General features: G+C 54.1%; 23 protein-coding genes. 12 read left to right on the forward strand and 11 right to left on the reverse strand.

What is annotated here, in order from left to right:
- Nucleotides 1-6: 6 nt before the first annotated feature.
- The 5 genes from AC6I8L_RS08195 (at nt 7) to AC6I8L_RS08215 (ending at nt 6,177) form a co-directional block, all read left to right on the forward strand.
- Nucleotides 7-1,527 (forward strand): sugar ABC transporter ATP-binding protein, encoded by a 1,521-nt coding sequence (locus AC6I8L_RS08195; protein ID WP_058959719.1) that lies wholly within the window; start codon nt 7-9, stop codon nt 1,525-1,527.
- Nucleotides 1,528-1,547: 20 nt separating this feature from the next.
- Nucleotides 1,548-2,615, forward strand: coding sequence for an ABC transporter permease (locus AC6I8L_RS08200; RefSeq protein WP_034821800.1), 1,068 nt, complete (start codon nt 1,548-1,550; stop codon nt 2,613-2,615).
- 11 nt (nt 2,616-2,626) lie between these two features.
- Complete coding sequence (locus tag AC6I8L_RS08205) at nt 2,627-3,424, forward strand: SDR family oxidoreductase (protein ID WP_058959720.1); 798 nt, start codon at nt 2,627-2,629, stop codon at nt 3,422-3,424.
- A gap of 211 nt (nt 3,425-3,635) precedes the next feature.
- A complete protein-coding gene (locus tag AC6I8L_RS08210) occupies nt 3,636-5,072 on the forward strand; it encodes a YchO/YchP family invasin (RefSeq protein ID WP_082678099.1) in 1,437 nt (478 codons plus the stop codon).
- 85 nt (nt 5,073-5,157) lie between these two features.
- Entirely contained in the window at nt 5,158-6,177 is a 1,020-nt protein-coding gene (locus AC6I8L_RS08215) for a helix-turn-helix domain-containing protein (protein ID WP_058959771.1), read from the forward strand.
- Here the strand turns inward: AC6I8L_RS08215 and AC6I8L_RS08220 are convergent.
- Both AC6I8L_RS08220 and AC6I8L_RS08225 read right to left on the reverse strand, forming a co-directional pair.
- On the reverse strand, nt 6,110-7,168 hold the full coding sequence (locus AC6I8L_RS08220) for an alpha/beta hydrolase family protein (protein ID WP_072226502.1): 1,059 nt from the start codon (nt 7,166-7,168) through the stop codon (nt 6,110-6,112). The two genes, AC6I8L_RS08215 and AC6I8L_RS08220, sit on opposite strands and share 68 nt — an antisense overlap.
- A 172-nt stretch (nt 7,169-7,340) precedes the next feature.
- Nucleotides 7,341-8,432 carry a porin gene (locus AC6I8L_RS08225; RefSeq protein WP_058959721.1) on the reverse strand — a complete coding sequence of 364 codons (1,092 nt, stop codon included), beginning with the start codon at nt 8,430-8,432 and terminating at the stop codon, nt 7,341-7,343.
- A gap of 888 nt (nt 8,433-9,320) precedes the next feature.
- On the opposite strand from AC6I8L_RS08225, the gene AC6I8L_RS08230 reads away from it, so the two are divergent.
- The 6 genes from AC6I8L_RS08230 to spy all read left to right on the forward strand — a co-directional run bounded on the left by AC6I8L_RS08230 (nt 9,321) and on the right by spy (nt 16,177).
- Nucleotides 9,321-10,541, forward strand: coding sequence for an aspartate aminotransferase family protein (locus AC6I8L_RS08230; RefSeq protein ID WP_058959723.1), 1,221 nt, complete (start codon nt 9,321-9,323; stop codon nt 10,539-10,541).
- A complete protein-coding gene (astA, locus tag AC6I8L_RS08235; protein WP_058959724.1) occupies nt 10,538-11,569 on the forward strand; it encodes an arginine N-succinyltransferase in 1,032 nt (343 codons plus the stop codon). The genes AC6I8L_RS08230 and astA overlap by 4 nt, the downstream gene beginning before the upstream one ends.
- A complete protein-coding gene (astD, locus tag AC6I8L_RS08240; protein WP_498014391.1) occupies nt 11,566-13,032 on the forward strand; it encodes a succinylglutamate-semialdehyde dehydrogenase in 1,467 nt (488 codons plus the stop codon). Before astA ends, astD begins: the two co-directional genes overlap by 4 nt.
- Entirely contained in the window at nt 13,032-14,360 is a 1,329-nt protein-coding gene (gene astB, locus AC6I8L_RS08245) for an N-succinylarginine dihydrolase (protein WP_058959725.1), read from the forward strand. The genes astD and astB overlap by 1 nt, the downstream gene beginning before the upstream one ends.
- A 43-nt stretch (nt 14,361-14,403) precedes the next feature.
- Nucleotides 14,404-15,399: a succinylglutamate desuccinylase gene (gene astE / locus AC6I8L_RS08250; RefSeq protein ID WP_058959726.1), complete on the forward strand. Its 996-nt coding sequence runs from the start codon at nt 14,404-14,406 to the stop codon at nt 15,397-15,399.
- Between the two features lie 280 nt (nt 15,400-15,679).
- Nucleotides 15,680-16,177, forward strand: a complete 498-nt coding sequence (spy, locus tag AC6I8L_RS08255) for an ATP-independent periplasmic protein-refolding chaperone Spy (protein ID WP_034821771.1) — start codon at nt 15,680-15,682, stop codon at nt 16,175-16,177.
- A gap of 78 nt (nt 16,178-16,255) precedes the next feature.
- On the opposite strand, the gene cho is transcribed toward spy, so the two are convergent.
- From cho to AC6I8L_RS08270, 3 genes are all read right to left on the reverse strand, one after another.
- Entirely contained in the window at nt 16,256-17,116 is an 861-nt protein-coding gene (gene cho / locus AC6I8L_RS08260; RefSeq protein WP_058959727.1) for an excinuclease Cho, read from the reverse strand.
- A gap of 112 nt (nt 17,117-17,228) precedes the next feature.
- On the reverse strand, nt 17,229-18,056 hold the full coding sequence (nadE, locus tag AC6I8L_RS08265; protein WP_058959728.1) for an NAD(+) synthase: 828 nt from the start codon (nt 18,054-18,056) through the stop codon (nt 17,229-17,231).
- 117 nt (nt 18,057-18,173) lie between these two features.
- On the reverse strand, nt 18,174-19,364 hold the full coding sequence (locus tag AC6I8L_RS08270; protein ID WP_058959729.1) for a multidrug effflux MFS transporter: 1,191 nt from the start codon (nt 19,362-19,364) through the stop codon (nt 18,174-18,176).
- 190 nt (nt 19,365-19,554) lie between these two features.
- Between AC6I8L_RS08270 and osmE the strand changes: the two genes are divergently transcribed.
- Nucleotides 19,555-19,890 (forward strand): osmotically-inducible lipoprotein OsmE, encoded by a 336-nt coding sequence (osmE, locus tag AC6I8L_RS08275; protein ID WP_034821760.1) that lies wholly within the window; start codon nt 19,555-19,557, stop codon nt 19,888-19,890.
- Nucleotides 19,891-19,944: 54 nt separating this feature from the next.
- Here osmE and AC6I8L_RS08280 read toward each other — a convergent pair whose 3' ends face one another.
- The 6 genes from AC6I8L_RS08280 to hxpB form a co-directional block, all read right to left on the reverse strand.
- Nucleotides 19,945-20,328 (reverse strand): DUF6515 family protein, encoded by a 384-nt coding sequence (locus AC6I8L_RS08280; RefSeq protein WP_034821757.1) that lies wholly within the window; start codon nt 20,326-20,328, stop codon nt 19,945-19,947.
- A gap of 197 nt (nt 20,329-20,525) precedes the next feature.
- Nucleotides 20,526-21,917, reverse strand: a complete 1,392-nt coding sequence (locus tag AC6I8L_RS08285) for an L-cystine transporter (protein ID WP_058959730.1) — start codon at nt 21,915-21,917, stop codon at nt 20,526-20,528.
- Between the two features lie 153 nt (nt 21,918-22,070).
- Nucleotides 22,071-22,661, reverse strand: a complete 591-nt coding sequence (locus AC6I8L_RS08290; RefSeq protein WP_058959772.1) for a metal-dependent hydrolase — start codon at nt 22,659-22,661, stop codon at nt 22,071-22,073.
- Nucleotides 22,662-22,795: 134 nt separating this feature from the next.
- Nucleotides 22,796-23,557, reverse strand: coding sequence for a 2-dehydro-3-deoxy-D-gluconate 5-dehydrogenase KduD (gene kduD / locus AC6I8L_RS08295; protein ID WP_058959731.1), 762 nt, complete (start codon nt 23,555-23,557; stop codon nt 22,796-22,798).
- A gap of 12 nt (nt 23,558-23,569) precedes the next feature.
- A complete protein-coding gene (gene kduI / locus AC6I8L_RS08300) occupies nt 23,570-24,406 on the reverse strand; it encodes a 5-dehydro-4-deoxy-D-glucuronate isomerase (RefSeq protein WP_058959732.1) in 837 nt (278 codons plus the stop codon).
- A gap of 231 nt (nt 24,407-24,637) precedes the next feature.
- Nucleotides 24,638-25,306: a hexitol phosphatase HxpB gene (gene hxpB / locus AC6I8L_RS08305; RefSeq protein WP_058959733.1), complete on the reverse strand. Its 669-nt coding sequence runs from the start codon at nt 25,304-25,306 to the stop codon at nt 24,638-24,640.
- Between the last annotated feature and the right edge of the window lie 134 nt (nt 25,307-25,440).

Consider the following 25,440-nt stretch of genomic DNA (forward strand, 5'->3'; position numbering starts at 1 on the left):
GCGGGCATGCAAAATACTCAAAGTGACGTGATCATCGAAACCCGCAATGTTTCGCGTATTTACCCCGGCGTCACCGCGCTCGATCAGGTGAACTACCGCGTCTATCGCAACAAAGTGAACGTGTTGATAGGTGAAAACGGGGCGGGAAAATCCACCATGATGAAGATGCTGGCGGGCGTGGAAACCCCTTCATCCGGTGAAATTCTGCTGGATGGCGAAGTGGTGTCGCTCAACTCCACTCATCAGGCGGAAAAGCACGGTATCAGCATCATCTTTCAGGAACTTAACCTGTTCCCCAACATGAACGTGATGGACAACATCTTTATCGCCAATGAATTTTTCCAACGCGGCGTGATCAACGAAAAGTATCAGTACGCGTTGGCGAAATCGTTACTGGAGCGTCTTGAGCTGGATGTTGACCCTTATGCGGCGCTGGGCGAACTGGGGATTGGCCATCAACAGCTGGTCGAAATTGCCCGGGCGCTATCGAAAGATACGCGCGTGCTGATCATGGATGAACCCACCAGTGCGCTGAGCCAGTCTGAAGTGAAGGTGCTGTTCAACGTGATTGACCAGCTGAAACGGCGTGGCGTCACCATCATCTATATCTCGCATCGACTGGAAGAGCTGATGGAGATTGGCGATCACATCACCATTTTTCGTGACGGCCGCTTTATCAGTGAGCGGGAAGTGCGTGACGCTTCGGTTCCCTGGATCATCGAACAGATGGTCGGCGACAAGAATAAACACTTTGACTATCAGCCCGCCACTCAGGGCGAAACGATTTTGAACGTCAACGGGCTGACGGCACTGCATCAGAATGGCGGCTACAAGCTCAATGATGTGTCGTTTTCGCTGCGTAAAGGCGAAGTGATCGGCATTTACGGTTTGCTGGGCGCGGGACGCACGGAATTGTTTAAAGGGCTGATTGGCATGATGCACTGCCAGTCCGGCAGCGTCAGTCTGAATGGCGAAGTGCTGGATAAACGCAACTTCCAGCAGCGCTTAAAGAAAGGCATTGCGCTGGTGCCGGAAGACCGACAAACCGAAGGCGTGGTGCAGTTGATGTCGATCACCGCCAACATGACGCTCAGCGATCTCAGCCTGCGTGGTTTTCGCCGTGCGCTGCGCTTACTCAATCCCCGTAGAGAGCAAAGCCGCGTCGATGAAATGATTGGTCATCTCGCCATCAAAGTCAGCGACCCGGAACTGCCGATCACCTCACTCAGCGGCGGCAACCAGCAGAAAGTGGTGCTGGGAAAAGCGCTGATGACCGGCCCACAGGTGGTGCTGCTGGATGAGCCTACGCGTGGAATCGATGTGGGGGCAAAAACAGACGTGTACCACCTGATTGGCAATCTCGCACAGCAAGGTCTGGCGGTGATGTTCTCCTCTTCTGAACTGGACGAGGTGATGGCACTGGCCGATCGCATTCTGGTGATGGCTGATGGCCGTATTACCGCCGATTTACCGCGCAGCGCGGCAACGCGAGAAGCGCTGATTAGCGCCTCAACACCGCATGATTGAGCCCGCAGGAGAGCAATAAAATGAACCAGAAATACCTGCTTTATATGTACTTGCTGAAAGCGCGAACCTTTATCGCATTACTGATCGTGGTTGGCTTTTTTAGCTTTATGGTGCCCAACTTCCTGACCACCTCAAACTTACTGATCATGACGCAGCATGTTGCCATCACCGGGCTGCTGGCCATTGGTATGACGCTGGTGATCCTGACGGGTGGCATCGACCTGTCAGTCGGTGCGGTGGCGGGCATTTGCGGCATGGTGGCGGGGGCGTTGCTCACCAATGGTGTGCCGCTGTGGGGCGGCAACACGCTGTTCTTTAACGTGCCGGAAGTGATTCTGGTGGTGGCGCTGTTCGGCATCGTGCTGGGGTTGATCAACGGCACCGTGGTGACGCGTCTGGGCGTGGCACCCTTTATCTGCACCCTCGGCATGATGTATGTGGCTCGTGGGGCCGCGCTGCTGTTCAACGATGGCAGTACCTACGCCAATCTGGTGGGGATGCCAGCATTGGGTAATACCGGTTTCGCGCTGCTGGGATCGGGCAGTGTGCTTGGCGTCTACATCCCAATCTGGTTAATGATCGGCTTCCTGCTGCTCGGCCTTTATCTGACACGTAAAACCCCGCTGGGCCGCTATATCTATGCCACCGGCGGCAATGAATCTGCGGCACGCCTGGCCGGTGTACCGATCATTAAGGTCAAAGTGTTTGTCTATGCCTTCTCCGGTTTATGTGCTGCGCTGGTGGGATTGATCGTCGCATCCCAACTGCAAACCGCGCACCCGATGACCGGCAACATGTTCGAGATGGACGCCATCGGTGCAACCGTATTGGGCGGAACGGCGTTAGCAGGAGGGCGCGGGCGTGTATCGGGTTCGATTATCGGTGCCTTTGTCATCGTATTCCTCGCTGATGGCATGGTGATGATGGGCGTCAGCGATTTCTGGCAAATGGTGATTAAAGGGCTGGTGATCGTCACCGCCGTGGTCATCGACCAGTTCCAGCAAAAATTACAAAGTAAGGTGGTGCTGCTGCGCAGACATGAAAAAAAGCAGCAATCGGCCGCCCTGCCTGAAGCAACGCACGGATAACAGGAGGCAATATGACACGCGATTTTAGTGGAAAAACGGTGGTGATTACCGGCGCATGCCGCGGCATTGGTGCTGGCATTGCCGCACGATTTGCGCGCGATGGCGCTCGGCTGGTAATGGTGTCCAACTCGGACCGGGTATTCACCACAGCGCGGGCGCTGGAAGAACAGTATGGCAGCGAGATTCTGGCGCTGCAGGTGGATGTGACCAATGAGGCCGAAGTGCAGCAGCTTTATCAGCAGGCGGCGGAGCGCTTTGGCACCATTGATGTCTCGATTCAGAATGCCGGAGTGATCACTATTGATCGCTTTGACGCGATGCCAAAGAGCGATTTCGAAAAAATTCTGGCTGTGAACACCACCGGCGTCTGGCTGTGTTGCCGTGAGGCGGCAAAGTACATGGTGAAGCAGGGCAGCGGCAGCCTGATCAACACCTCATCCGGGCAGGGGCGACAAGGCTTTATTTACACGCCACACTATGCGGCCAGTAAAATGGGTGTTATCGGCATTACTCAGAGCCTGGCACTGGAACTGGCGCCGTCGCACATCACCGTGAATGCTTTCTGTCCGGGTATCATCGAAAGCGAGATGTGGGATTACAACGATCGCGTGTGGGGAGAAATCCTTAGCAGCGATAAAAAGCAGTATGGCAAAGGTGAGTTGATGGCGGAATGGGTGGAAAATATTCCGCTGAAACGCGCCGGACAGCCGCAAGATGTCGCCGGGTTGGTGGCGTTTCTCGCCTCGGATGATGCGCGCTACATCACCGGCCAAACCATCAATGTGGATGGCGGGCTGATATTCTCCTAATCGCAGCAGCCGTGAGCGTCTTGCGGGGCTTTACGCAGGGCGCTCTGCGGAGCGATGCCGCTATCAATATAAGATGATGCCTTTTGCTAATCAGGCAATGTCCTAATTCCGCCCGGCTTTTTCTGCAATATCGGCAGAATGTGTTAGGGTATTCCAGTACAGTTTTGTGAGCCACTTCAAATTCTAAACTGGATAAAAGCCTGTTTTTGCTATGACATCTGTTTTCTCTGCATTCAAATCACTGCGCATGCTGCCCGCTGCAACGGGGCTGCTTTTAACCGCGCCTGCTCTGGCGCTGGTCACTGACACGCATGTTGCTGATGCGCCCTTTAGCGATCCCGAACGCTTCCAGAAGATGGCCAGCGATCTCCCCGCACTTGGCTATGAAGATGAGAATGCGGCTTTCAGCAAAAATCTGGCGACCATCGCCAAGAGCATTGGTGAAGCCAGTCAGGACAGCACCAGTGACAACACTTTTGGTCATCAGGCGGGTATCTGGGCGTTTAACCATTTCCGCGATGAAGTGGCAAACCGCGTGGTGGATGAGGGCCAATCTCTGCTATCGCCTTATGGTAAAGCGCAGATCGATTTTAACGTTGATATGGATGGTAACTTCACCGGCAGTGGCGCTTCTCTGCTTACGCCGTGGGCCGATCGCTATCAATATCTGACCTTTAGTGAGGTGGGTTTTCACCAAACGGATGATGGGCTGGTGGGCAATATCGGCTTAGGACAACGCTGGACGGCGGGCAAATGGCTGCTTGGTTACAACGGTTTTGTCGATCGCATGTTTAACAGCGGATTGCAGCGTGCTTCAGTGGGCACAGAAGCCTGGGGCGATTACCTGCGCTTCTCGGCTAACTACTACACACCGCTATCGGGCTGGCAAAATCGCGATCCCTTCCAGCAGCAGCGTTTAGCACGCGGCTACGATTTCACCACTCAGGGCTACCTGCCGTTTTATCGCCAGCTAGGTATGTCAGTGAGCTGGGAGCAGTACCTGGGCAATGATGTGGATCTGTTTAGCAGCGGCAATACCTATCACAATCCTTCGGCGTTGACCTTTGGTGTGTCCTACACGCCGGTGCCGCTGGTGACATTTTCTGCCAGCCACAAAACCAGTAATGAAGGTGAAAGTCAGGATCAGCTGGGTTTGCATCTCAACTATCGTTTTGGTGTGCCGCTGAGCCAGCAGTTGAGTGCCGATAACGTGGCCGAAGCGCGTTCGCTGCGCGGCAGCCGTTACGACATGGTGACGCGCAACAATACGCCGGTGGTGGAGTATCGTCAGCGCAAAACCTTATCGGTATTCCTCGCCACACCGCCATGGCAATTAAACGGCGGCGAAAGCCTGCCGCTGAAATTGCAAATCCGTAATGCGAATCCGATAACCAGGGTGACGTGGCAGGGCGATACCCAGGCGTTAAGCCTCACGCCGGGCGCTAATCCGAATGATCCGCAAGGCTGGAGCATCATCATGCCCGCATGGAATAGCGCATCGGACGCCACCAACAGCTATCGTCTGTCTGTGACACTGGAAGACAGCAAGGGCAGTCGGGTGACCTCCAACTGGATTACGCTGCAAATTCAGGAACCGTTTAGCATCGATTCCGGTGAGGATAATCGTTTCGATCTGATGACGCCTTAGTAACGGCCATCGAAGAAACTCCCGCCACTTCAGTGCATGAACCTGGTAATATAGCGGCTTATTGTCAAGAATGGATTCTTACTACATGCCTTCAATTCCGGTTCCGCTGGTTACGCTACTGGTGCTGCTAATTTTAATCGTGACCTTAGCGGCGAACGATAAGCAACGCCACCAAACCACGCTGCTATTTCTGGTCGTCTGCTCACTGTTACTGGCGGTGGGAGCATTACGTTGGATCTGGCCGTCAACACCACTCATGGCTTTGCGCGTGTTATTAGCAACGCTAATCCCGGCGCTGGCCTGGCACTGTTTCAGCCCGCATACGACTCATCAATATTCACGCTGGAAAATCGTCCCGCCCGCGCTGGCCATCATCATTATGCAGTGCTGGCCAGAAGCCATTGATAGCGCGCTATTTGTGCTTTATATCGGATACGGGGCGACATTGATTCTTATGGGCTTAGGCGGTGGGGATCGATTTAGCGATGCGCGCATTGGTGAAGTCGGGCTGGCGGCAAGAATGGCTCTTACCGCCGGTGTTTTTCTTTGCTTCTCTGGTATGACAGATTTGCTGGTGGCGCTCGAATTCACTTTGCATCAGGGCAAGCTTGTGCCGCAAATCATCGCGATACTGCAAAGTTTAATGCTGCCTTTGCTTAGTCTGGCGATTGTACTTGCAGCACGGACCCGCCCCCGGGAAGTGAGTATTGAGACAGTACTGCCCGATTCTTCTCCGTCGCAGACGCCTGAGCAGGCAGCCTTGTGCCTGCAACTGGAAAATCGACTGCGGCAGGATGACCTGTTCCTTAATACACAACTCACGTTGAATCTGTTAGCACGCAAATCCGGTATTCCCTCGCGTCATATCTCACGTGCGATCAATGCGACTTACCACTGCAATGTTTCTCAGTGGATAAATGGTTTTCGCATCGCTCATGCGCAGCAGTTGCTTCGAAGCAGTTCACTGCCGGTTACGGAGGTGATGCTGGCGTCAGGATTCACCACTAAATCAAATTTCAATCGCGAGTTTTTACGCATTAGCGGACAGACGCCGAGTGCATTTCGTCAGCAGGCGAGTTCAATGCCGCTGTCAGAAAGCGAGTGATACGGGCGATTAACTCCTGATGAATATCGGCGCGGGTGAGGCTGCCTTGATCCCGGCAAACGAAGCCCTCACCAGGGGAAGATTGTTCGATTAACTCAGCACCATGGGGTTTACAGCGCTGCATAAAACTAAAGTGGGTTGCGCCTCTTATACGTGAAAACGATGTCTGTTGCGGCGGAAGATACTGCGCCAGATAGCCGGATACCAGTGAGGCGGGAAGTTCAACACTGTCTTGTTCTGCGGATAACACCAGCACTGGCACAGAAACCCTTGCCAGGCTCTCAGGTGTGAATCCGCGCGCCAGACCAAGATCAAGCGATACGGCCGCTTTAATACGTGGATTACGTAATTGAGCATCTAATAAAGAAGCGGTATTTTTATTGCTGATACCCAAAGTCTCGATTAATTGACAGTCTGCTAGTTGCGCGTGGTTCTGACAATCCTGAACAAATCTGTTCGACGAAAACCGGGCACCGATTAACTCCATTACTGTCCACCCTCCGAGTGAGTGGCCGATGGCGGCGATGCGCAACGAATCGACCTTTCCTGCCAGGTGTTCGTCTGCCAATAACCGATCCAGTACCCGGCTGATATCATCTGGACGCAGCCAAAGTTTCCGGGCAGTAGCAGGATCGTGATTCTCAGTTGTTGTACCGGGATGATTGGGGGCAGCGACGATATATCCCTGCATAGTGAGTGCATGCGCCAACCAGTTGAGGTTACGCCAGCTACCGCCATAGCCGTGAGACAGAAGGACTAAAGGATGCTGTCCTGGACGAGGCGTTGCATTGCGTAACATCGGCTCACCATAGAACACGGGGTTCTCACCCACATCTTCAAAGACGCCCGTGGCGGCAGTGGGATACCAAAACGCAACATTGAGCGGACGATTGCCTTGACTATCAAGTGTTATCTGACGAAAACCCGCTGCGGCCTGTGCAAGCGACGCACACATCATCAGCATAAGTGCACAAATACAAAATCGATTCATTAGCGTTGTCTCCATGAGTGTAAAATCATGAAGAGTAATAACGGAAACAGTCAGTTATCGCGTCCTCAATCACGATTGAGTACCTGTATAACGACAATAAAAAAGGGCAGCTTACGCTGCCCCTGGCTCATACCCAGCCGACACTAGCCGGTATGCAATGAGGGATACTCTCTTAGAACTGATACACCAGACCAACAGCAGTTACGTCGTCAGTGTTGATGTTCAACGCGTTATTATCTTTCAACAGGTTGATTTTATATTCTGCATAAGCAGACATGTTCTTGTTGAAGTAGTAAGTCACGCCAACGGCAACGTATTTGAACAGATCGGTATCGCCCACGTTGTTCTCAACATCTTTCGCGCGAGAAGACACATAGCCCAGTGAAGGACGCAGGCCGTTCAGGAACTGATACTGTGCAACGGCTTCAAAGTTAACCGCTTTGTTAGCGAAACCGTTGTTACCGATCGGCGTTGCATTCTGCGTTTCGCCATAGATGGTCGCCAGGTAAATCTGGTTAGCATCATATTTCAGACCGGCTGCCCAGCTCTGCGCTTTATCGCCACGGCCGTAGGTCGCGGTGTTCTGTGCAGTGACACGATCCAGATTAGCGTAAGCACCGACAAGGCTCAGGCCGAAATCGAAGTCATAAGAGGTTGACAGCGCAAAGCCATCACCATTCGAACGACGTACCGCCAGGTTGCTGGCAGTCGCGCTATCAGAGCGCTCGTTTTTGCCTTCGTACTGCGCGGCAAAGTTCCAGCCTTTCACCAGACCGAAGAAATCTTTGTTACGCCAGGTCAGCACACCGGTAGAACGGCCTGACAGGAAGGCATCGGTGTAACCGGAATCACCACCAAAGTACGGCAGCATATCGGTGTAACCCAGTACGTCATACACCAGACCGTAGTTACGGCCGTAGTCGATTGAACCAAACTGAGCTACTTTCAGGCCTGCAAAGCCCAGACGGGTTTTGTTGCCTGAGTTGGCATCGCTGCCTTCAGAGTTGCTCAGACTGTACTGGTATTGCCACTGACCATAGCCGGTCAGTTGGTCATTAATTTTGGTTTCGCCTTTAAAGCCCAGACGGGTATAAGAAGAAACTTCACCGTTTGCGCTGTCGTTATCCGAGAACAGATGCGAGACGTTGATTTTGCCGGTCAGGTCCAGCTTGTTGCCATCTTTGTTATAGATTTCGGCGGCCTGAGCCGAAGAAAGTCCCAGCAGTAAAGGCATCACTGCTGCCAGTAAGGAGCGCTTCATCATTTATAATTTACCCTGTGATATTTTTTAATTGTGTCCCCGTCATCGGGGTGAAAAGAAAATGACACAAAAGGTTCAAGATCAACAGTGCAATATATGTAACTAAATATTTCCGATTGGCTTTTTGTGTGATTTTTAATCTTAACTTCCATTATTCGGAATTTTACATTGGATAAACTTATCTCAATTCTGTCATGCATTTGTCCAATATAAATACATATATCATTGTTTTTAATGTTTTTTAGTAAAATTAAAGAAAAGTAAATCACCGCGTTTCTTTGAGGGTTAAATAGCACAAGCCTATGCATTATTGTTCAATAACAAATATAGAAAACCACCTAATCATTAGCATGGTAATTATCTGGTTAATCTCTTTGTATCCTTTTATTTCTGTTCTGATAATAACCTTAGTCACTAAATATCGTTTAACTCACGTTTAATTAAATGGCTGTTCAAAATACAGCCAAATATGCAACGAGATTGTTAATTAGCGGCGAATCGGCCCTGCCTTTACTTGCCCATTTGGCTGCACACTTCCTGCACACTTTCGCACCATAAATGCACAAGTTGCCCTAAAACAGGGCGACAGCCGCGACATTTTGGCGAAATATTCCCTGTGCGATCACAAAAGCGCTATTTCATTTTGTGAATGCATAAATCTGCTAAATAAATTGCTGCTCTCCCATCTCCATCAGACTGATATTCACTTTTTATGCATTTTATGTGAATAGTGGCATGGTGTAACTCATTGATATTGCGTTACTCAAACCCGTTTATGCATTTTTTCCTCTAGCTGGCACGCTTACTGCACTCTACAGTAGTGCTGCGACACAACAGATTTTAACAATTTTAAAACAATAGCTTCACTCAGGTGGAGCAGGAGAAATGGCTATGTCACTGCAGGTTTCACGTCACGATTTTGATCAATGGATGATGCCGGTATACGCCCCTGCGGCTTTCGTACCGGTGCGTGCTGAAGGCTCAACCCTTTGGGATCAGCAAGGTAAGGATTACATCGACTTTGCAGGCGGCATCGCGGTGAATGCATTGGGACATGCGCATCCGGCTTTGCAACAGGCACTGACCGAGCAGGCGGGTAAGCTGTGGCACACCGGCAATGGCTATACTAACGAACCTATTTTGCGTCTGGCTAAACAACTGATTGACGCCACCTTCGCCGATCGCGTGTTCTTCTGTAACTCCGGGGCAGAAGCCAACGAGGCGGCATTGAAGCTGGCCCGTAAAGTGGCGCACGATCGTTTTGGCGCAGAGAAAAATGGCATTGTAGCCTTCAATAATGCTTTCCATGGACGCACGCTGTTTACCGTTTCAGCGGGTGGACAACCGGCTTACTCACGTGATTTTGCACCGCTGCCTCCGGCGATTCAGCACGCCAACTTCAACGACCTCGCCTCTGCGGCAGCACTGATCAATGACCAGACCTGTGCCGTGATTGTTGAACCGATTCAGGGTGAAGGCGGTGTCTTGCCTGCCGATCCTGCTTTCCTGCGCGGCCTGCGTGAACTGTGCGACAAACATCAGGCGACCCTGATATTCGATGAAGTACAGAGCGGCGTGGGTCGTACCGGCTCGCTGTATGCCTACATGCACTATGGCGTGACGCCGGACGTCCTGACCACCGCCAAAGCGCTCGGTGGCGGCTTCCCGATTGGCGCGATGCTGACACGCGAAGATTTGGCGCTGGTGATGGGCGTGGGTACCCATGGCACTACCTACGGCGGTAACCCGCTGGCGGGTGCCGTCGCCGGTAAAGTGATGGAACTTATTAACCAACCCGATTTTATGACGGGCGTGGGGCAGCGCCACCAGTGGTTTGTCGATGCACTGCAGGAGATGAATCAGCGCCTGCCGATCTTTAAAGAAGTTCGCGGTCTTGGGCTGTTAATTGGTGCCGTGCTGAATGAAGATTTTGCCGGGAAAGCGAAGCAGTTCAACCTGGCGGCGGCTGAAGAAGGTGTCATGGTGCTGATTGCCGGTGCCAACGTGGTGCGTTTCGCGCCAGCGCTGAATATCAGCGAAGCGGAAGTGAAAGAGGGACTGGCGCGCTTTGAACGTGCCTGCGCTCGTGTACTCACAGGAGCTGCATCATGATGGTGATTCGCCCCGTCGAACGTGACGACCTTGCGCAGTTGCTGTCGCTGGCGGGCAAAACCGGGGGCGGCTTAACTTCGCTGCCCGCCGATAGCGATACACTGAAAGCGCGAATCGAGCGTTCTCTGCAGACCTGGCAGGGCGCGTTATCGCGTGCTGAACAAGGCTATGTATTTGTGCTGGCCGACAGCGAAGACAACCGTGCTGTCGGCATCTGTGCCATTGAGGTGGCCGTAGGCCTGCAAGACCCGTGGTACAACTTCCGTGTGGGCACCCAGGTGCACGCTTCGAAAGAGTTAAACGTTTATGCCAGCTTGCCAACGCTGTCTTTAAGTAACGATCACACCGGCAGTAGCGAGCTGTGCACCCTGTTCCTCGATCCCGATTATCGCGATGGCAAAAATGGCCATCTGCTGTCGAAATCCCGTTTCCTGTTTATGGCTAATTTCCGCGACCGCTTTATGAAGCATGTGGTGGCAGAGATGCGCGGTGTCAGCGATGACACCGGTCATTCCCCGTTCTGGGACAGCGTCGGTAGCCGTTTCTTCTCCATGGAGTTTCGTGAGGCCGATTTCCTCAGCGGCACCGGGCAGAAAGCCTTTATTGCCGAGCTGATGCCAAAGCATCCGCTGTATATCCACTATCTCAGCGAAGCGGCGCAGAAGGTGATTGGTGAAGTGCATCCGAAAACGGCCCCCGCGCGCGCCGTGCTGGAAGCCGAAGGGTTTCGTTATCTCAATTACGTCGACATCTTTGACGGCGGCCCAACGCTGGAGTGCGAGATTGATCGCATTCGCGCCATTCGTAAAAGCCATCTGCTTCAGGCCGAAGCGGGTGAAGCGGATGAAAGCTGGCCGTTGTGTCTGGTCGCCAACGGTGATTACCAGCATTTCCGCGTGGTGCTGCTGCCTGTCGATATGGCAAGCGGAAAAGTCCGCATCAATGAACATCAGCGCACGGCGTTGCGCTGCGATTATGGCGATGCATTGCGTGTGGTCACGCTGTGCCGCGAGGAGAAAAAAGCATGACGCACTTCATTAATGGTCAATGGCTGACAGGCGGCGCGGAAGCGTTAACCAAACAAAACCCGGTGAACGGTGAAACATTGTGGCAGGGGCGGGCAGCGACCGGTGCGCAGGTGGCGGCGGCTTGTGAAGCGGCGCGCGCGGCCTTTCCCGCGTGGGCACGCAAGCCGTTTGCGGCACGTCAGGCGGTAGTGGAAGCCTTCGCCACATTACTCGAAAGCCACAAAACCGCGCTGGCAGAGACCATTGCTAAAGAAACCGGTAAGCCGCGCTGGGAAACCCTGACCGAAGTGCAGGCGATGATCAATAAAATTGCCATCTCGGTGAAAGCCTACCACACGCGTACCGGAGAGCAGGCCGAGGGTGAGAGTTCGCTGCGCCATCGTCCGCATGGTGTGCTCGCGGTGTTTGGTCCTTACAATTTCCCCGGCCATCTGCCGAACGGTCATATCGTTCCTGCACTGCTGGCGGGTAACTGCGTGGTGTTTAAACCGAGTGAACTCACGCCGATGACAGCAGAAAAAACCATTGAACTGTGGGAGCAGGCGGGACTGCCAGCGGGCGTGATAGCGCTGTTGCAGGGCGCGCGCGAAACCGGTCAGGCACTGGCGCATGAGCCACAAATCGATGGTCTGCTGTTTACCGGCAGCGCCGCAACAGGCTATCACCTGCATCGTCAGTTTGCCGGGCAACCTGAGAAAATGCTGGCGCTGGAGATGGGGGGTAACAATGCGCTGATTGTTGAAGATCCTTCAGACCTTGATGGTGCAGTACACATTGCGATTCAGTCTGCCTTTATTACCGCTGGACAGCGCTGCACCTGTGCACGTCGTCTACTGGTGAAGCGTGGAGCGGCAGGCGATGCTTTCCTGCAGCGTTTGGTGGAAGTGGCCGGACGTCTGCAACCTGGCGCATGGAATGCTGAGCCGCAACCCTTTATGGGCAGCGTAATTTCACCTGCCGCCGCCGGACATATTTACGCAGCCTGGCAGCAGCGCATCGATCTGGGCGGTAAGGTGTTGCTAGCGATGCACTGGCCCGACCGCGACAGCGCCATTATCACTCCAGGCATCATTGAGATGACCGACGTGGCGAAACTGCCTGACGAAGAGGTGTTTGGTCCGCTGCTGCAAGTGATCCGTTACAATGAGTACGATCAGGCAATTCGTATCGCTAACCAGACGCGTTATGGCTTGTCCTGCGGCTTGATCTCTCCACAACGTGCGCAGTTTGACCAGCTGCTGCTGGAAGCGCGAGCCGGCATTGTTAACTGGAACAAACCATTAACCGGTGCCGCCAGTTCAGCGCCGTTTGGCGGTGTGGGTGCTTCCGGTAACCATCGCGCCAGTGCCTGGTATGCTGCGGATTACTGCGCGTGGCCGATGGCATCTTTAGAGAGCCCAAGCCTGGCCTTGCCGGGCAGCTTATCGCCGGGACTCGATTTCTCCGCGGAAGGAACTGAATAATGAAAGCGTTTGAAGCCAATTTTGATGGTCTGGTCGGCCTGACGCACCATTACGCCGGGCTCTCCTTTGGTAATGAAGCGTCGACGCGCAATCAGCTGCAGCCTTCAAACCCGCGCCTGGCCGCAAAGCAGGGCCTGTTGAAAATGAAAGCTCTGGCGGACATGGGCTACGTGCAAGGGGTGATCCCGCCGCATGAGCGGCCGAATATCCCGCTACTGCGCCAGCTCGGTTTTGCTGGCTCGGACGAACAGGTACTGGCGAAAGCGGCTCAGCAGGCGCCGCAGCTGTTGTCTGCTGCCAGTTCTGCCTCGGCAATGTGGGTGGCCAATGCCGCCACTGTATCGCCTTCGGCTGATAGCGCCGATGGCCGCGTGCACTTCACCGTGGCTAACCTTAACAATAAATTCCACCGTGCCATCGAAGCGCCGGAAACCGCCGACTTACTGCGCGCCATTTTCCGCGATCCGCAACATTTCAGCGTGCATGATGCTTTGCCGCAGGTGGCGCTGTTTGGCGATGAAGGTGCCGCTAACCACAACCGCTTTGGCACCGAGTATGGCGATGCGGGCGTGCAGCTGTTTATTTATGGCCGAGATGGGCAACAGCAGGGCGCTGCACCGGCACGTTATCCGGCACGTCAAACACGGGAAGCCAGTACTGCGGTGGCGCGTTTGCATCAGCTCGACGATGAACGCACGCTGTTTGCTCAGCAAAACCCGCTGGTGATCGATCAGGGCGTGTTCCACAACGATGTTATCGCCGTCAGCAACCAGCAGGTGCTGTTCTGCCATGAAGAGGCGTTTGTCGATCAGCCGGCGTTATTGCAACAGCTGGCGGCGCGCGTGCCCGGTTTCCAGCCGATTGTGGTGCCGCGCGATAAAGTGTCAGTAGCCGACGCGGTGAATACCTATCTGTTTAACAGCCAACTGTTGCAGCATCCTGAAGGTGGCATGCGACTGGTGCTGCCAGAAGAGTCACGCCAGCACGCCGGCGTATGGCGCTATTTGACCGGGCTGGTGGAGAGCGGCGGGCCGATTCGCGAACTCACGGTGTTCGATCTGCGTGAGAGCATGTGCAACGGCGGTGGGCCAGCTTGTTTGCGTTTGCGCGTGGTGCTCAATGAAGCAGAGCGTCAGGCCCTGAATCCAGCGGTATTGATGAATGATCGCCTGTTCAACACCCTGAACAGCTGGGTGGATCGCCACTATCGTGATCGCCTCACCCAAGCCGATTTGGCCGATCCGCAATTACTGCGTGAAGGACGCACCGCGCTGGATGAGCTGACACAGCTGCTAGACTTAGGCAGTGTCTACGCATTTCAGCGTTAACCTCAGAGGGTAAGTGAAGCTTCTGAGTTGAAAAGGAGTGTACATGCAGGATTTTCTACAACATACCCTGTCAGGTAAGCCGCCGCAGCAGCGGCAGGGCAGCAATGCCCATTTACAGTGGCAGTGGCACGATGAGGGCATTCTATCCCTGACCCCCCATGCACCGACGCATCAGGCGCTGGTACTGTCAGCGGGCGTCCACGGCAACGAAACGGCCCCGGTTGAGATTCTTAACCTGTTGCTGACGCCACTGCTACGCGGAGAACAACCGTTAGCGGTGCGCTTGCTGGTGATATTGGGCAATCCCGATGCGCTACGTAGCGGCAAGCGCTATCAGCAATATGACATTAACCGTTTGTTCGGAGGGCGCTGGCAGAAGGTCTCCGATTTGCCTGAAGCTCAACGCACGCTGCGGCTGGAGCAGGCGCTGGAACAGTTCTGGCGCGAGTGTCGCGATCATGAAGTGCGCTGGCATCTCGATCTGCATACCGCAATTCGCGGCTCATACCATGCGCGTTTCGGCGTGATGCCGCTGAATCCTCAGCCGTGGCCGCAGGATTTCCTGCACTGGCTGGCGGCGGCTGAGCTGGAAGCGCTGGTGTTTCATCGTTCCCCAGGCGGCACCTTTACCCATTACAGCTGTGAACATCACGATGCGGCCAGCTGCACGCTGGAGCTGGGTAAAGCGCTGCCGTTTGGTGAAAATGATCTCAGCCAGTTTGCGGCCGTGCAGCTGGCGCTGGCGGCATTGTTGTACGGTGAGCCACTGCCAGAGGTGCGGGAACAACCCCGCCACTATCGCGTGGCGCAGCAGATTACCCGCCACGGCGACGCGTTTGTGCTGCACATGGGGCCAGAGACCCTGAACTTTACCGCCTTCCCGCAGGGCACGTTGCTGGCAGAAGAGGGTGACACGCGCTATTACGTGCAGCAGGCGCGCGAATATGTGCTGTTTCCCAACCCAAATGTTGCCGCAGGACTGCGTGCTGGCTTGATGCTGGTGGAAGAAAACGAGCAAACGCAGGCACTGACGTTATAAATAAGGTGGGTGAAGAAAATTCACCCATTTTTCCCTTCCGCAAATCCGACAATACCGTTACACTCCTCCTTAATTCCTGCGCATTTCCCTTTGATTGTCATACTCTTTTGCAATTCCTCACGCATTTCTTCTCTTTCTCTCCATGATTGCCTGATTACTGTCTTTTATGCTTTCAGGGCTTTACTCAGACTCTGAGTAGTTGACGTTTGGCGTCGTATGCTTGTTTCCGAAGACGCGACACACCTTGTCGTCATGAAACTGAATAGTAAGGACAAATATTATGCGTAAACTCACTTCCCTGTTCCTGGCTACTGCAATGGCTCTTGGTGCTGCCAACATCGTCCACGCTGCAGCGGACAATCTGACACCACCGCCAGCAGGTAGCGAAAAACCGATGCACAAGCCGCCAATGCATCATCACGGTATGGAGATGATGTTCAAAGGCCTGAATTTAACGGATGCGCAGAAAGCGCAGATCAAGACCATCATGCGTGACAGCCATAAAGAGATGAAACGTCCATCTCTGGAAGAGCGTCGTGCCAACCACAGCATCATCGCTTCAGATACTTTCGATAAAGCGAAAGCCGAAGCGCAGGCTGAGAAAATGACCGCCAACGCGAAAGATCGTGCGGTGAGCATGATGGAAACACAGAACAAGATTTACAACGTGCTGACGCCTGAGCAGAAAAAACAGTACAACGCCAACTTTGAGAAACGTCTGACAGAGAAAGGCCCGCATGACGGTAAAATGCCGCCACCGCCGGCTGATGGTGAATAAGCCTTTTAGCTAATCGGTTTGAGACCGCCGACGTTGTCCACTGCATCTGATGCTTTGGGCAGCGTCGGCGGTTTTGTTTTAGAGTTCAATCAGCGGGAAAACCCCGGACAGTAGCGGGCGGCACAAAATTTTATAGCCGTCATGATCAAAACCCTGGCGTGCGCGCTGCAATTGGCGGGCCTCTGCTTCGGTAGCGACCGAACCGAGCCAGAACCAGTGATCGATGACGTGAATCTGCGTCATCTCCGTGCCCACTTCCACCATGCCAACCGGGCCTTGCCACGGCCAGCACACCACGCGCATCTGTTCCAATGCCTCATGCAACCGTTGCTGATGGGCTTCAATGGATTCGTTGCCGCAACACGCCCCAGCGCAGCGTTTTAGTGCGGCGCGAAAACAGCCGCGTCCCGGCGTTAAACGCTCCAACCCCAACAATCCATGGCACAGGCGCTGTTCATCGGCGATCGTTTTGAGTTTTTCCATGGCCGCAAAGCGACTGCGAAATAAGCCGTAGAGATTCGGTGAGCACGAGAAGTCGAGATCTTTGGCGTACACCACCTGCGGAGGGCCATCGCCAAGCTGCAATGAACACAGCTGACGATTTTTGCGCAGGCGCTTATTAAACAGCGGCTGTTGGGTTTTGATCATCTGCGCTTCCAGCAGTTGCGCGCCAAGATCGCCCGCGGCAGGGATCCAGGTGACGCGTCGCGCCTGGCGCAACATGTTGGCTTCGTCCGGGGTGCGAAAATGCGACATCACCCGACTGCGCAGGTTGACGCTTTTGCCGATATATAACGGCAGGTTAGCGCTGTCACCGTGAAAGGTGTAAACGCCAGGCTGATTGGGCAAACCTTCCAGCCATTGGCGTAAATGTTCGGGATATTGATAAATCGCGGCCGCATCAAATTCGAGGCGGTGGCTGGCTGCACGTCTGACCAAAACACACTCCGATTACTGGTTGTCTGTCCAGTATATCAGCGTGATGCTTTTCTCGCCAGTCAGCGGCAGGAGGAGGGCGTTTCCCGCGACAGCGGCGGGAAACGTAGAGCGGTTACTTTTTCCAGAAGTCGTCGAACACGGTGATCGGCGGACGACGTTTGTGTTCGGTTTTCAGATACCAGCCTTCAATGATCTTCGCGGCGGCGGCATCGATGGTTTTGCCTTCCAGATAAGCGTCAATCTGTTGATAGGTGACGCCGAGTGCCACTTCGTCCTGCAAGCCAGGACGATCGTCTTCCAGATCGGCAGTAGGATGCTTCAGATACAAGTGTTCCGGGCAGCCGAGGGTTTTTAACAGCTGTTTTCCCTGACCTTTGTGCAGGCGGAAAATCGGGTTGATATCGCTGCCGCCGTCACCGTATTTGGTGAAGAAACCGGTCACGGCTTCGGCCGCATGGTCGGTGCCCACCACCACGCCTTTGGTCATGCCGGCGATGCTGTATTGTGCCTTCATACGCTCACGCGCTTTTTCGTTGCCGCGCACGAAATCGGAAACCACGATGCCCGCCTCTTTCAACGCGCGCTCGCTGGCGAGAATCGCTTCCTTGATATTCACGACCAAGGTGCGATCCGGCTGGATAAACGCCAGCGCATCCTGACAATCCTGCTCATCGGCCTGCACGCCATACGGCAGACGTACCGCAATAAAGGTGTAATCTTTGTCGCCGGTCTCTTCACGCAACTCGCGAATGGCGGTTTGTGACAGAATGCCGGTTAGCGTGGAGTCCTGTCCGCCGCTGATGCCGAGCACCAGGGTTTTCAGGAATGGATTGGCTTTCAGGTAGGATTTCAGAAAATCGACGCTGACGCGGACTTCCTGTTGCGGATCGATAACGGGTTTAACACCCAACGCTTCAATGATTTCCTGCTGCAGTGACATGAACCTCTCCTCAAGTCAGTAGCCTGACGGCACAATACGAATCATCTGCTAAAGCTAACGCCTCCGCTGGCAAACAACAAGCCGCATGGCTTGTTGTCGCACTTATTTGCAGGCTTTTCAGGCGCTTTTCGGTTTTTGCGCCAACAGGATGAACATCAAAATTGCCAGCATAAAGCAGCCAAAGATAGTGCCCGTCATGCTCAATACTGAGGTGCCGCCCAAACCGGTGACGGGCACGCTAATGGCACCTAAGGTGAACATGGTGACGCCAATCACCGCCGAGGCGCTGCCTGCACGGTGTCCCTGACTTTGCATCGCCAATGACGAAGCCGTGGTGGCAATCACACCGTTACTGGCGATGGTGAAGAACAGTGCCAGCAGAATGATTGGCAATGGTGCACCGGTCAGGCCGGCTAATAGCAGGCAACCTGACGCCACGAACGCCAGCGTCAGTCCGCCTTTCAGCACACGATATTCACCCCACAGCGGGCACAAGCGTGCACTGGTTTGTGATGCAATAATCAGGCCGAAGCCATTGGCGGCGAAGCAGAAGCTAAACGCCTGCGGCGACAGGCCGTAGATTTGCTGTAATACGAACGGGGAAGCGCCAATGTAGGCAAACATGCCGGACATCATAAAGCCCTGCGTCAGGCAGAAGCCCATAAAGGGACGATGAGTGACCACCTGGCCGAGTGCAGCCCAGGCTGAAAAAATCGAGCCCTGACTGCGACGTTCGGCGGGCAGCGTTTCGTGCAGTTTCCAGCGCGCAAGGAAGACCAGCAGTACGGCGATACAACCGAGCACCACAAAAATGCCGCGCCAGTTCAGCACCGTCATTAACACGCCGCCGAGTACCGGCGCACCAATCGGCGCCAGACCATTCACCAGCATCAGTAGGGCAAAGAAACGCGTCAGTTCATGGCCGCTGTACATATCGCGTGCGATGGCGCGTGACAATACCGCACCGCCCGCGCCCGCCAGGCCTTCAAACAAGCGAGCCACCAGCAGCGAGTGAATGTCTTTTGCCAGCGCGCAGCCAATTGAAGCGATAAATAACAACACCAGTGACAGCATCAGGGGGCGAATACGGCCAAATTTGTCGCTCATCGGCCCAAACAGCAATTGTCCTGCGCCGAGGCCCAGTAAACCAGCGGTTAAACTTAACTGCGCGGTGGCGGTTTCGGTGTGCAGATCGCGCGCCAGTTCAGGTAAGGCGGGCAGATACAGGTCGATGCAGAGCGGCCCGAGTGCCGCCAGCAGGCCCAGCGTAATGGCGTAAACCAGCCGATTAGAGTGTGCAGGTGTCATTGATCCTCTGTTTTCTTGATGTCTTGAGATTTTTTTTCCGGGGGATTATACGAAGCGCGAAGCGGCAACACAGCAACTTTACGAAAAACTAACGCTTCAGAATGGGCTTAAAGCGAAGCCATTGAGTTGATAAATCTGGATTTATGTTCCAGGCTTAGTGTGACATGGACAAAGAATGAGGAATATAAAGATGAATAAAGTGCTGGGATGTATCGCTGCTGCTGTGACGCTGGTAGCTCTGTCTGGTTGTACGACTTATGACAAAGCGGAAAGCTATGTGACTAAGCCGGTGGTTAAGGATGTGAAAAAAGGAATGACGCGCGATCAGGTTCGCCAGATTGCGGGTGCTCCATCAACTGAAATCACCATGGTACACGCCCGTGGTACTTGCCAGACTTACGTGATTGGCGAGCGTGATGGTAAAGCACAGACCTACTTTGTCAGTTATAACGATGTGGGCCGCGTAATGAACTACGGTTTCCAGAGCTGTAAAGACTACGATACCGATCCGCAAGCTGCTCAGTAATTCTTGCCGAATGCAAAAAGGCCCGTCAATGACGGGCCTTTTTTCGTTTAACGCTTACAGTCCGTAAGGGCGTGGCACTTCAACATAATTGCCGCCCATCTCACGCTGATAGTAGTGGCCTTCCTGCACGTAATAGCGTTTCCCGTTGAAATCCAGTACGCGCATCCCGCCTTCTGGCGGCGCTTCAGGCGCCTGAACCACCACGTAGGTATCGCCCTGACGCTGGTAGTAGTTGCCATTCAGCATGTAATAAGTGAGACCGCCTATCAGCACCGCTGTCGCCGCCTCAGGTAAGAAGCGCAGCGGACCAGGACCGCCCCAACGTGGGCCACCACCCCAATGTGGACCTGGGCCGGGGCCCCAGCCGTAAGGGTGGGCAAAACTAATGGCGGGCGTTAATAAGGTTAACGCCAGCACCGAGGCGATAACGTTTTTCATCGGTGATTCTCCTGCTATGACTGATAGCAGAATTAGCCTTCTGACGACAAAACTCAAGTGAAAAGTGGCTGATTTTTCGTCTGTTTACCATGCTTAACGCTTTCCTGACGCTAGCGCCACGATCGGGGGGAATTGCGGAGTTTCAGCCATAAAAAACGGCAGGCGATGAGGCCTGCCGTTGTTCTGCTGCGTCGGAATTAGCGATGCGCCAGTTCAGGGTGCTCGTCGCTTTCCAGCACTCTTTTATCGGTCAAACCGAGCCAGCGGCTGGTGAGTGAACCGGCCGTCATCGAACCATTGACGTTCAATGCGGTACGGCCCATGTCGATCAGCGGCTCAATGGAAATCAGCAGCGCAACCAGGGTCACCGGTAAGCCCATCGCAGGCAGCACAATCAGCGCGGCGAAGGTGGCACCGCCGCCTACACCGGCAACACCGGCTGAGCTCAGCGTAACGATACCGACCAGCGTCGCAATCCACATCGGATCAAACGGGTTGATGCCGACCGTTGGCGCAACCATCACCGCCAGCATGGTCGGGTACAAACCGGCGCAACCGTTCTGACCAATGGTGGCACCGAAGGAAGCCGAGAAGCTGGCAATCGATTCCGGCACACCAAGACGGCGCGTCTGCGTTTCGACGTTCAGCGGAATACTGGCTGCACTGGAACGGCTGGTGAAAGCAAAGGTAATCACCGGCCACACTTTGCGGAAGAAGCGCATCGGGTTGATGCCGTTCACCGACAGCAGCAGGGCGTGCACGCCAAACATGATCGCCAGACCCAGATAAGAGGCCACCACAAAACCACCCAGCTTGATGATGTCCTGCAGGTTAGAACCCGCCACCACTTTGGTCATCAGCGCCAGCACACCGTACGGCGTCAGCTTCATGATCAAACGCACCAGTTTCATCACCCAGGACTGCAGCGTATCAATTGCCACCAGTACGCGCTCGCCTTTGACTTTGTCATCCTTCAGCAACTGCAATGCAGCCACGCCGAGGAAGGCAGCGAAGATCACTACGCTGATGATCGAGGTGGGGTTAGCACCCGCCATATCGGCAAACGGATTTTTCGGGATAAAGGAGAGCAGCAGCTGCGGCGTGCTGAGATCGGCAACCTTGCCTACATAGTTGCTCTGGATCGCGCTCAGACGTGCGGTTTCCTGCGCACCCTGCACCAGACCTTCTGCGCTCAGGTCAAACAGCCCGGTGACCATCACACCCACCAGCGCGGAGATCGCGGTGGTGAACAGCAATACGCCAATGGTCAGTACACTGATTTTGCCGAGTGAAGAGGCGTTATGCAGACGCGCTACCGCGCTCAGGATCGAGGCAAAGACCAGCGGCATCACAATCATCTGCAGCAACTGGACATAACCGTTGCCGACAATGTTGAACCAGCTAATTGAATCTTTCACCACCGGGCTGTTTTCGCCATAAATGGTTTGCAGCGCCAGACCGAACAGCACGCCAATCACTAAGCCAGTCAGCACGCGTTTCGACAGGCTCCAGCTTTGGTTGCCAATACGATTCAACAGAATCAGCAACGCAACGAAGGCGATGATATTAATAATGAGGGGAAAATCCATACTCGACTCCAGAGATGTGCCGCGCAGCACGTGTGGCTGGCACGGAAAACAGTAATTTCCCGTCAGGGAATGTCAGGAATGTTACCAGTTCAGGAAAGTGCAGGCTTATACTCAAAAGGAATGGTTTATAACTTTATTGATTGATTTGCCTGGTTATTGACCGCTTTGGCCATTAACTAGCCGACCGACACCATTTTGCAGCGTATTAAACAGTTGCTCGGGCCAACCGTTGGCACCAAAAGAGGGCATACCTGCGGGAAACCACAATGCATATCCGACCAATGCGAGGCAAAGTGCGCGCTCCAGTTGATTGCCTTTCTGGCTATTGAGCAGCGGCAAACGGAAACGCCAGCGGCACGGCCACAGCAAGGGGACGCCTGCGGGGGTCAACATGTCGGCGACGATGTGACTGAGATAACCCAGCGTCATCCCCTGTAAGACATCAGCAGGCAGGAACCAGTCCGCCGGAACGTTAATCTGGAATAGCCACAGGCTGATCGCTACCGCCAGCAAACTGTGGGTAAATCCACGATGACCAAAGGCGCGCGCAATGGGTTGTGAGATCCATTTCAGGCGCTGGCCTAACACAGATTTAGGATGGTCAATATCAGGCAGCAGACAGGTCAGCAGTGCAGCAGGCACGAGATGCCACCAGTCGGCGCTGGCCATGACTGGCGTCAGCTCCGCACGCTTAGCAAAAATCGCGCTGGCAATGGCAAAAATGATATGGCCTTCGGCCGTCATGATGAAACCTGGCTGCAAAAACTGTCGATGCATCCAGTATAGGGATTTATCCAGTGAAATAGAACGGTGACGCTGTAACGAAGCGTTAATATTTTTCGCTTTCCCGCGTCATAATGACGCGGGAAAAGAACAGGTTAGCGTGCTAACCATCCACCATCGACGGCCAGTGTGTAGCCGTGCACATAATCTGCAGCGTCAGAAGCCAGAAACACGATCGGACCCATCATGTCTTCCGGAACACCCCAGCGTCCGGCAGGGATGCGTCCAAGGATCTCTTCGTTGCGTGATTCGTCATTGCGCAGTTGTTCGGTATTGTTAGTTGCCATATAGCCGGGGGCGATGGCATTAACGTTAATGCCGTGTTTCGCCCACTCATTGGCCATCAGACGCGTTAAGCCCATCACCGCACTTTTCGACGCAGTGTAAGAGGGCACGCGAATGCCGCCCTGAAAGGAGAGCATTGAGGCGATATTAATAATTTTGCCGCCGTTGCCCTGAGCGATAAACTGACGCGCCACCTGCTGAGACAGGAAGAACAGGCTTTTGCTGTTGATGTTCATGACATCGTCCCAGTCCTGCTCGCTGAAGTTAAGTGCATCCTCACGGCGGATGATGCCCGCGTTATTCACCAGAATATCGATACGTCCTGCCTGAGCCACGGCTTGCTCAACAATCTGCGGCACCTCTTTCGGCTGAGTCAAATCGGCCTGAATCGACCAAAAGCGGCGCCCCATGGCTTCAACTTTAGACTGTGTATCGGCAGGACCGGCACGATTAACGCCAATGATGTCACAGCCGGCTTGCGCCAACCCTAAGGCCATCCCCTGACCTAAACCGGTATTACAGCCGGTGACCAGCGCAATTTTGCCTTCAAGATTAAATGCGTTAAGGATCATCTTTCGCTCCTGTTAGCGCAGCGCGCTGATGCTGACGTGGTCCATGTCATCGAATACCTGGTTTTCTCCCACCATGCCCCAGATAAAGGTATAGCGCTGTGTGCCGACTCCGGCATGGATTGACCAGCTTGGTGAGATCACCGCCTGCTCGTTGTGCACCAGCAAATGGCGCGTTTCCTGCGGCTGGCCCATCATGTGGAAAACGGCGCTGTCATCTGCCATATCAAAGTAAAAGTACACTTCCATACGACGTTCATGGGTGTGACACGGCATGGTGTTCCACAGATTGCCGTCATCAAGACGCGTGAGTCCCATGGTGAGCTGGCAGGTGGGTAACACATCCGGCACGATAAATTTATTAATAGTGCGACGGTTTGAGGTCGCGGCATCCCCTAACGTGGCTTTGACTGCATCCTGCAGGGTGATCTTTTTATCCGGATAACGGGTATGTGCGGGTGCGCTGTTGTAGTAAAACTTCGCTGGAAGGTTGGCGTTGCTGCTGCGGAAAACCACGCTTTTGGCACCCTGGCCAACATACAGCGCCTCCTGATGGCCCACCTCCCAGGTTTTGCCATCGACGTCAATCAAGCCCGGTCCGCCAATGTTGATCACGCCCAGTTCGCGGCGTTCGAGAAAATAGCTCACGCCCAGTTGTTTGCCGACTTCTTCACCGATCGTCACCGACTGCTGGATTGGCATGACACCACCAATGATGATGCGATCAATGTGGCTGTAAGTGAGGGTGTAATGGTCTGCCTCAAAAATTTTCTCGATCAAAAATTCGCGACGTAATCCGGCGGTGTCCAGATTTTTTGCATGCTCAGAATGAATGCTTTGACGAACGTCCATCTCAGACCTCTCAAAGTTAAAGGAAGTGTCCCGAAGTGGGTCTTTGGGCATCTTAGGCAGGATGGGATGTGAATTCAATAAAAATGAAACGTTGTTTTATTTAATTGTGTGGGTGATCAAATACGCGCAGTTATTGCCGTAGTGGGTGTCAGGAACAATGGAAAGCGTTGCCCACAGATGGGCAACGAGAAGGGAGGGGCTGAGTCCTGGCCCGGCACAGGTGTATCAGAATTAATTGAACAGATGCTCAGCTTTCAACTCGGCCAAACTCGCCAGCTTCACATTGGCCAGCGCCCAACGCGCATCATCCGCGTACTCGGCTGCTGGCACCACAATCGAACGCATGCGCGCGGCTTTGGTGGCGATCATGCCATTGAACGAATCTTCCAGCGTCACACAGTTGAGCGGATCCACCGCCAACTTCGCCGCCGCATCCAGATAGACCTGTGGATGAGGTTTGCTGTACGGCAGGCTTTCGGCTGAAGCAATGGCGTCGAAGTATTTGCGCAGGTCGAACATCTCCAGCACGCGCTCCAGCATAAACAGCGGTGACGCAGAAGCGAGAGCGATTTTTAATCCCTGCTGCTGGCAAAGTTGCAATGCCTGTTCAACGCCGGGCAGTAATGGACGCGTCTCCTCAACCAATGCCAGCGCGCGGGCAATGATACGTTGCGTCACTTCCGCCTGATCCGGGCCGTTCCACGGCAAAGCTTCAAACCACATACGGACGGTTTGATCGATGCGCAAACCCAGCGTATCGGGCAGTTCATGGCGGCGGGTAATATCCACTCCCAAACTGGCAAACACGTCCAGTTCCGCCTGATCCCACAGGGGTTCAGAATCGATCAGCAATCCGTCCATATCAAAAACAGCGGCCAACACCGGGCGACGATAAGACATACAACAGCTCCGTTTGAAATTTGCCCTACCTTACCATGTGCAGCCGGTAAATCCGACTCACGGCAGGTTACGCATTTTTCAGGAAAAAAAGCCGCAGTGCAGGTAGACTTAGGGCAAAACTACTGTATGTGAAG

The sequence above is a fragment of the Type-E symbiont of Plautia stali genome (assembly GCF_059731115.1).

Bases quoted from the DNA above. Each gene is read 5' to 3' on its own strand.
- AC6I8L_RS08195 (WP_058959719.1), top strand. From the start codon at position 7: ATGCAAAATACTCAAAGTGACGTGATCATCGAAACCCGCAATGTTTCG.
- AC6I8L_RS08200 (WP_034821800.1), top strand. From the start codon at position 1,548: ATGAACCAGAAATACCTGCTTTATATGTACTTGCTGAAAGCGCGAACC.
- AC6I8L_RS08205 (WP_058959720.1), top strand. From the start codon at position 2,627: ATGACACGCGATTTTAGTGGAAAAACGGTGGTGATTACCGGCGCATGC.
- AC6I8L_RS08210 (WP_082678099.1), top strand. From the start codon at position 3,636: ATGACATCTGTTTTCTCTGCATTCAAATCACTGCGCATGCTGCCCGCT.
- AC6I8L_RS08215 (WP_058959771.1), top strand. From the start codon at position 5,158: ATGCCTTCAATTCCGGTTCCGCTGGTTACGCTACTGGTGCTGCTAATT.
- AC6I8L_RS08220 (WP_072226502.1), bottom strand. From the start codon at position 7,168: ATGAATCGATTTTGTATTTGTGCACTTATGCTGATGATGTGTGCGTCG.
- AC6I8L_RS08225 (WP_058959721.1), bottom strand. From the start codon at position 8,432: ATGATGAAGCGCTCCTTACTGGCAGCAGTGATGCCTTTACTGCTGGGA.
- AC6I8L_RS08230 (WP_058959723.1), top strand. From the start codon at position 9,321: ATGTCACTGCAGGTTTCACGTCACGATTTTGATCAATGGATGATGCCG.
- astA (WP_058959724.1), top strand. From the start codon at position 10,538: ATGATGGTGATTCGCCCCGTCGAACGTGACGACCTTGCGCAGTTGCTG.
- astD (WP_498014391.1), top strand. From the start codon at position 11,566: ATGACGCACTTCATTAATGGTCAATGGCTGACAGGCGGCGCGGAAGCG.
- astB (WP_058959725.1), top strand. From the start codon at position 13,032: ATGAAAGCGTTTGAAGCCAATTTTGATGGTCTGGTCGGCCTGACGCAC.
- astE (WP_058959726.1), top strand. From the start codon at position 14,404: ATGCAGGATTTTCTACAACATACCCTGTCAGGTAAGCCGCCGCAGCAG.
- spy (WP_034821771.1), top strand. From the start codon at position 15,680: ATGCGTAAACTCACTTCCCTGTTCCTGGCTACTGCAATGGCTCTTGGT.
- nadE (WP_058959728.1), bottom strand. From the start codon at position 18,056: ATGTCACTGCAGCAGGAAATCATTGAAGCGTTGGGTGTTAAACCCGTT.
- AC6I8L_RS08270 (WP_058959729.1), bottom strand. From the start codon at position 19,364: ATGACACCTGCACACTCTAATCGGCTGGTTTACGCCATTACGCTGGGC.
- osmE (WP_034821760.1), top strand. From the start codon at position 19,555: ATGAATAAAGTGCTGGGATGTATCGCTGCTGCTGTGACGCTGGTAGCT.
- AC6I8L_RS08280 (WP_034821757.1), bottom strand. From the start codon at position 20,328: ATGAAAAACGTTATCGCCTCGGTGCTGGCGTTAACCTTATTAACGCCC.
- AC6I8L_RS08285 (WP_058959730.1), bottom strand. From the start codon at position 21,917: ATGGATTTTCCCCTCATTATTAATATCATCGCCTTCGTTGCGTTGCTG.
- AC6I8L_RS08290 (WP_058959772.1), bottom strand. From the start codon at position 22,661: ATGACGGCCGAAGGCCATATCATTTTTGCCATTGCCAGCGCGATTTTT.
- kduD (WP_058959731.1), bottom strand. From the start codon at position 23,557: ATGATCCTTAACGCATTTAATCTTGAAGGCAAAATTGCGCTGGTCACC.
- kduI (WP_058959732.1), bottom strand. From the start codon at position 24,406: ATGGACGTTCGTCAAAGCATTCATTCTGAGCATGCAAAAAATCTGGAC.
- hxpB (WP_058959733.1), bottom strand. From the start codon at position 25,306: ATGTCTTATCGTCGCCCGGTGTTGGCCGCTGTTTTTGATATGGACGGA.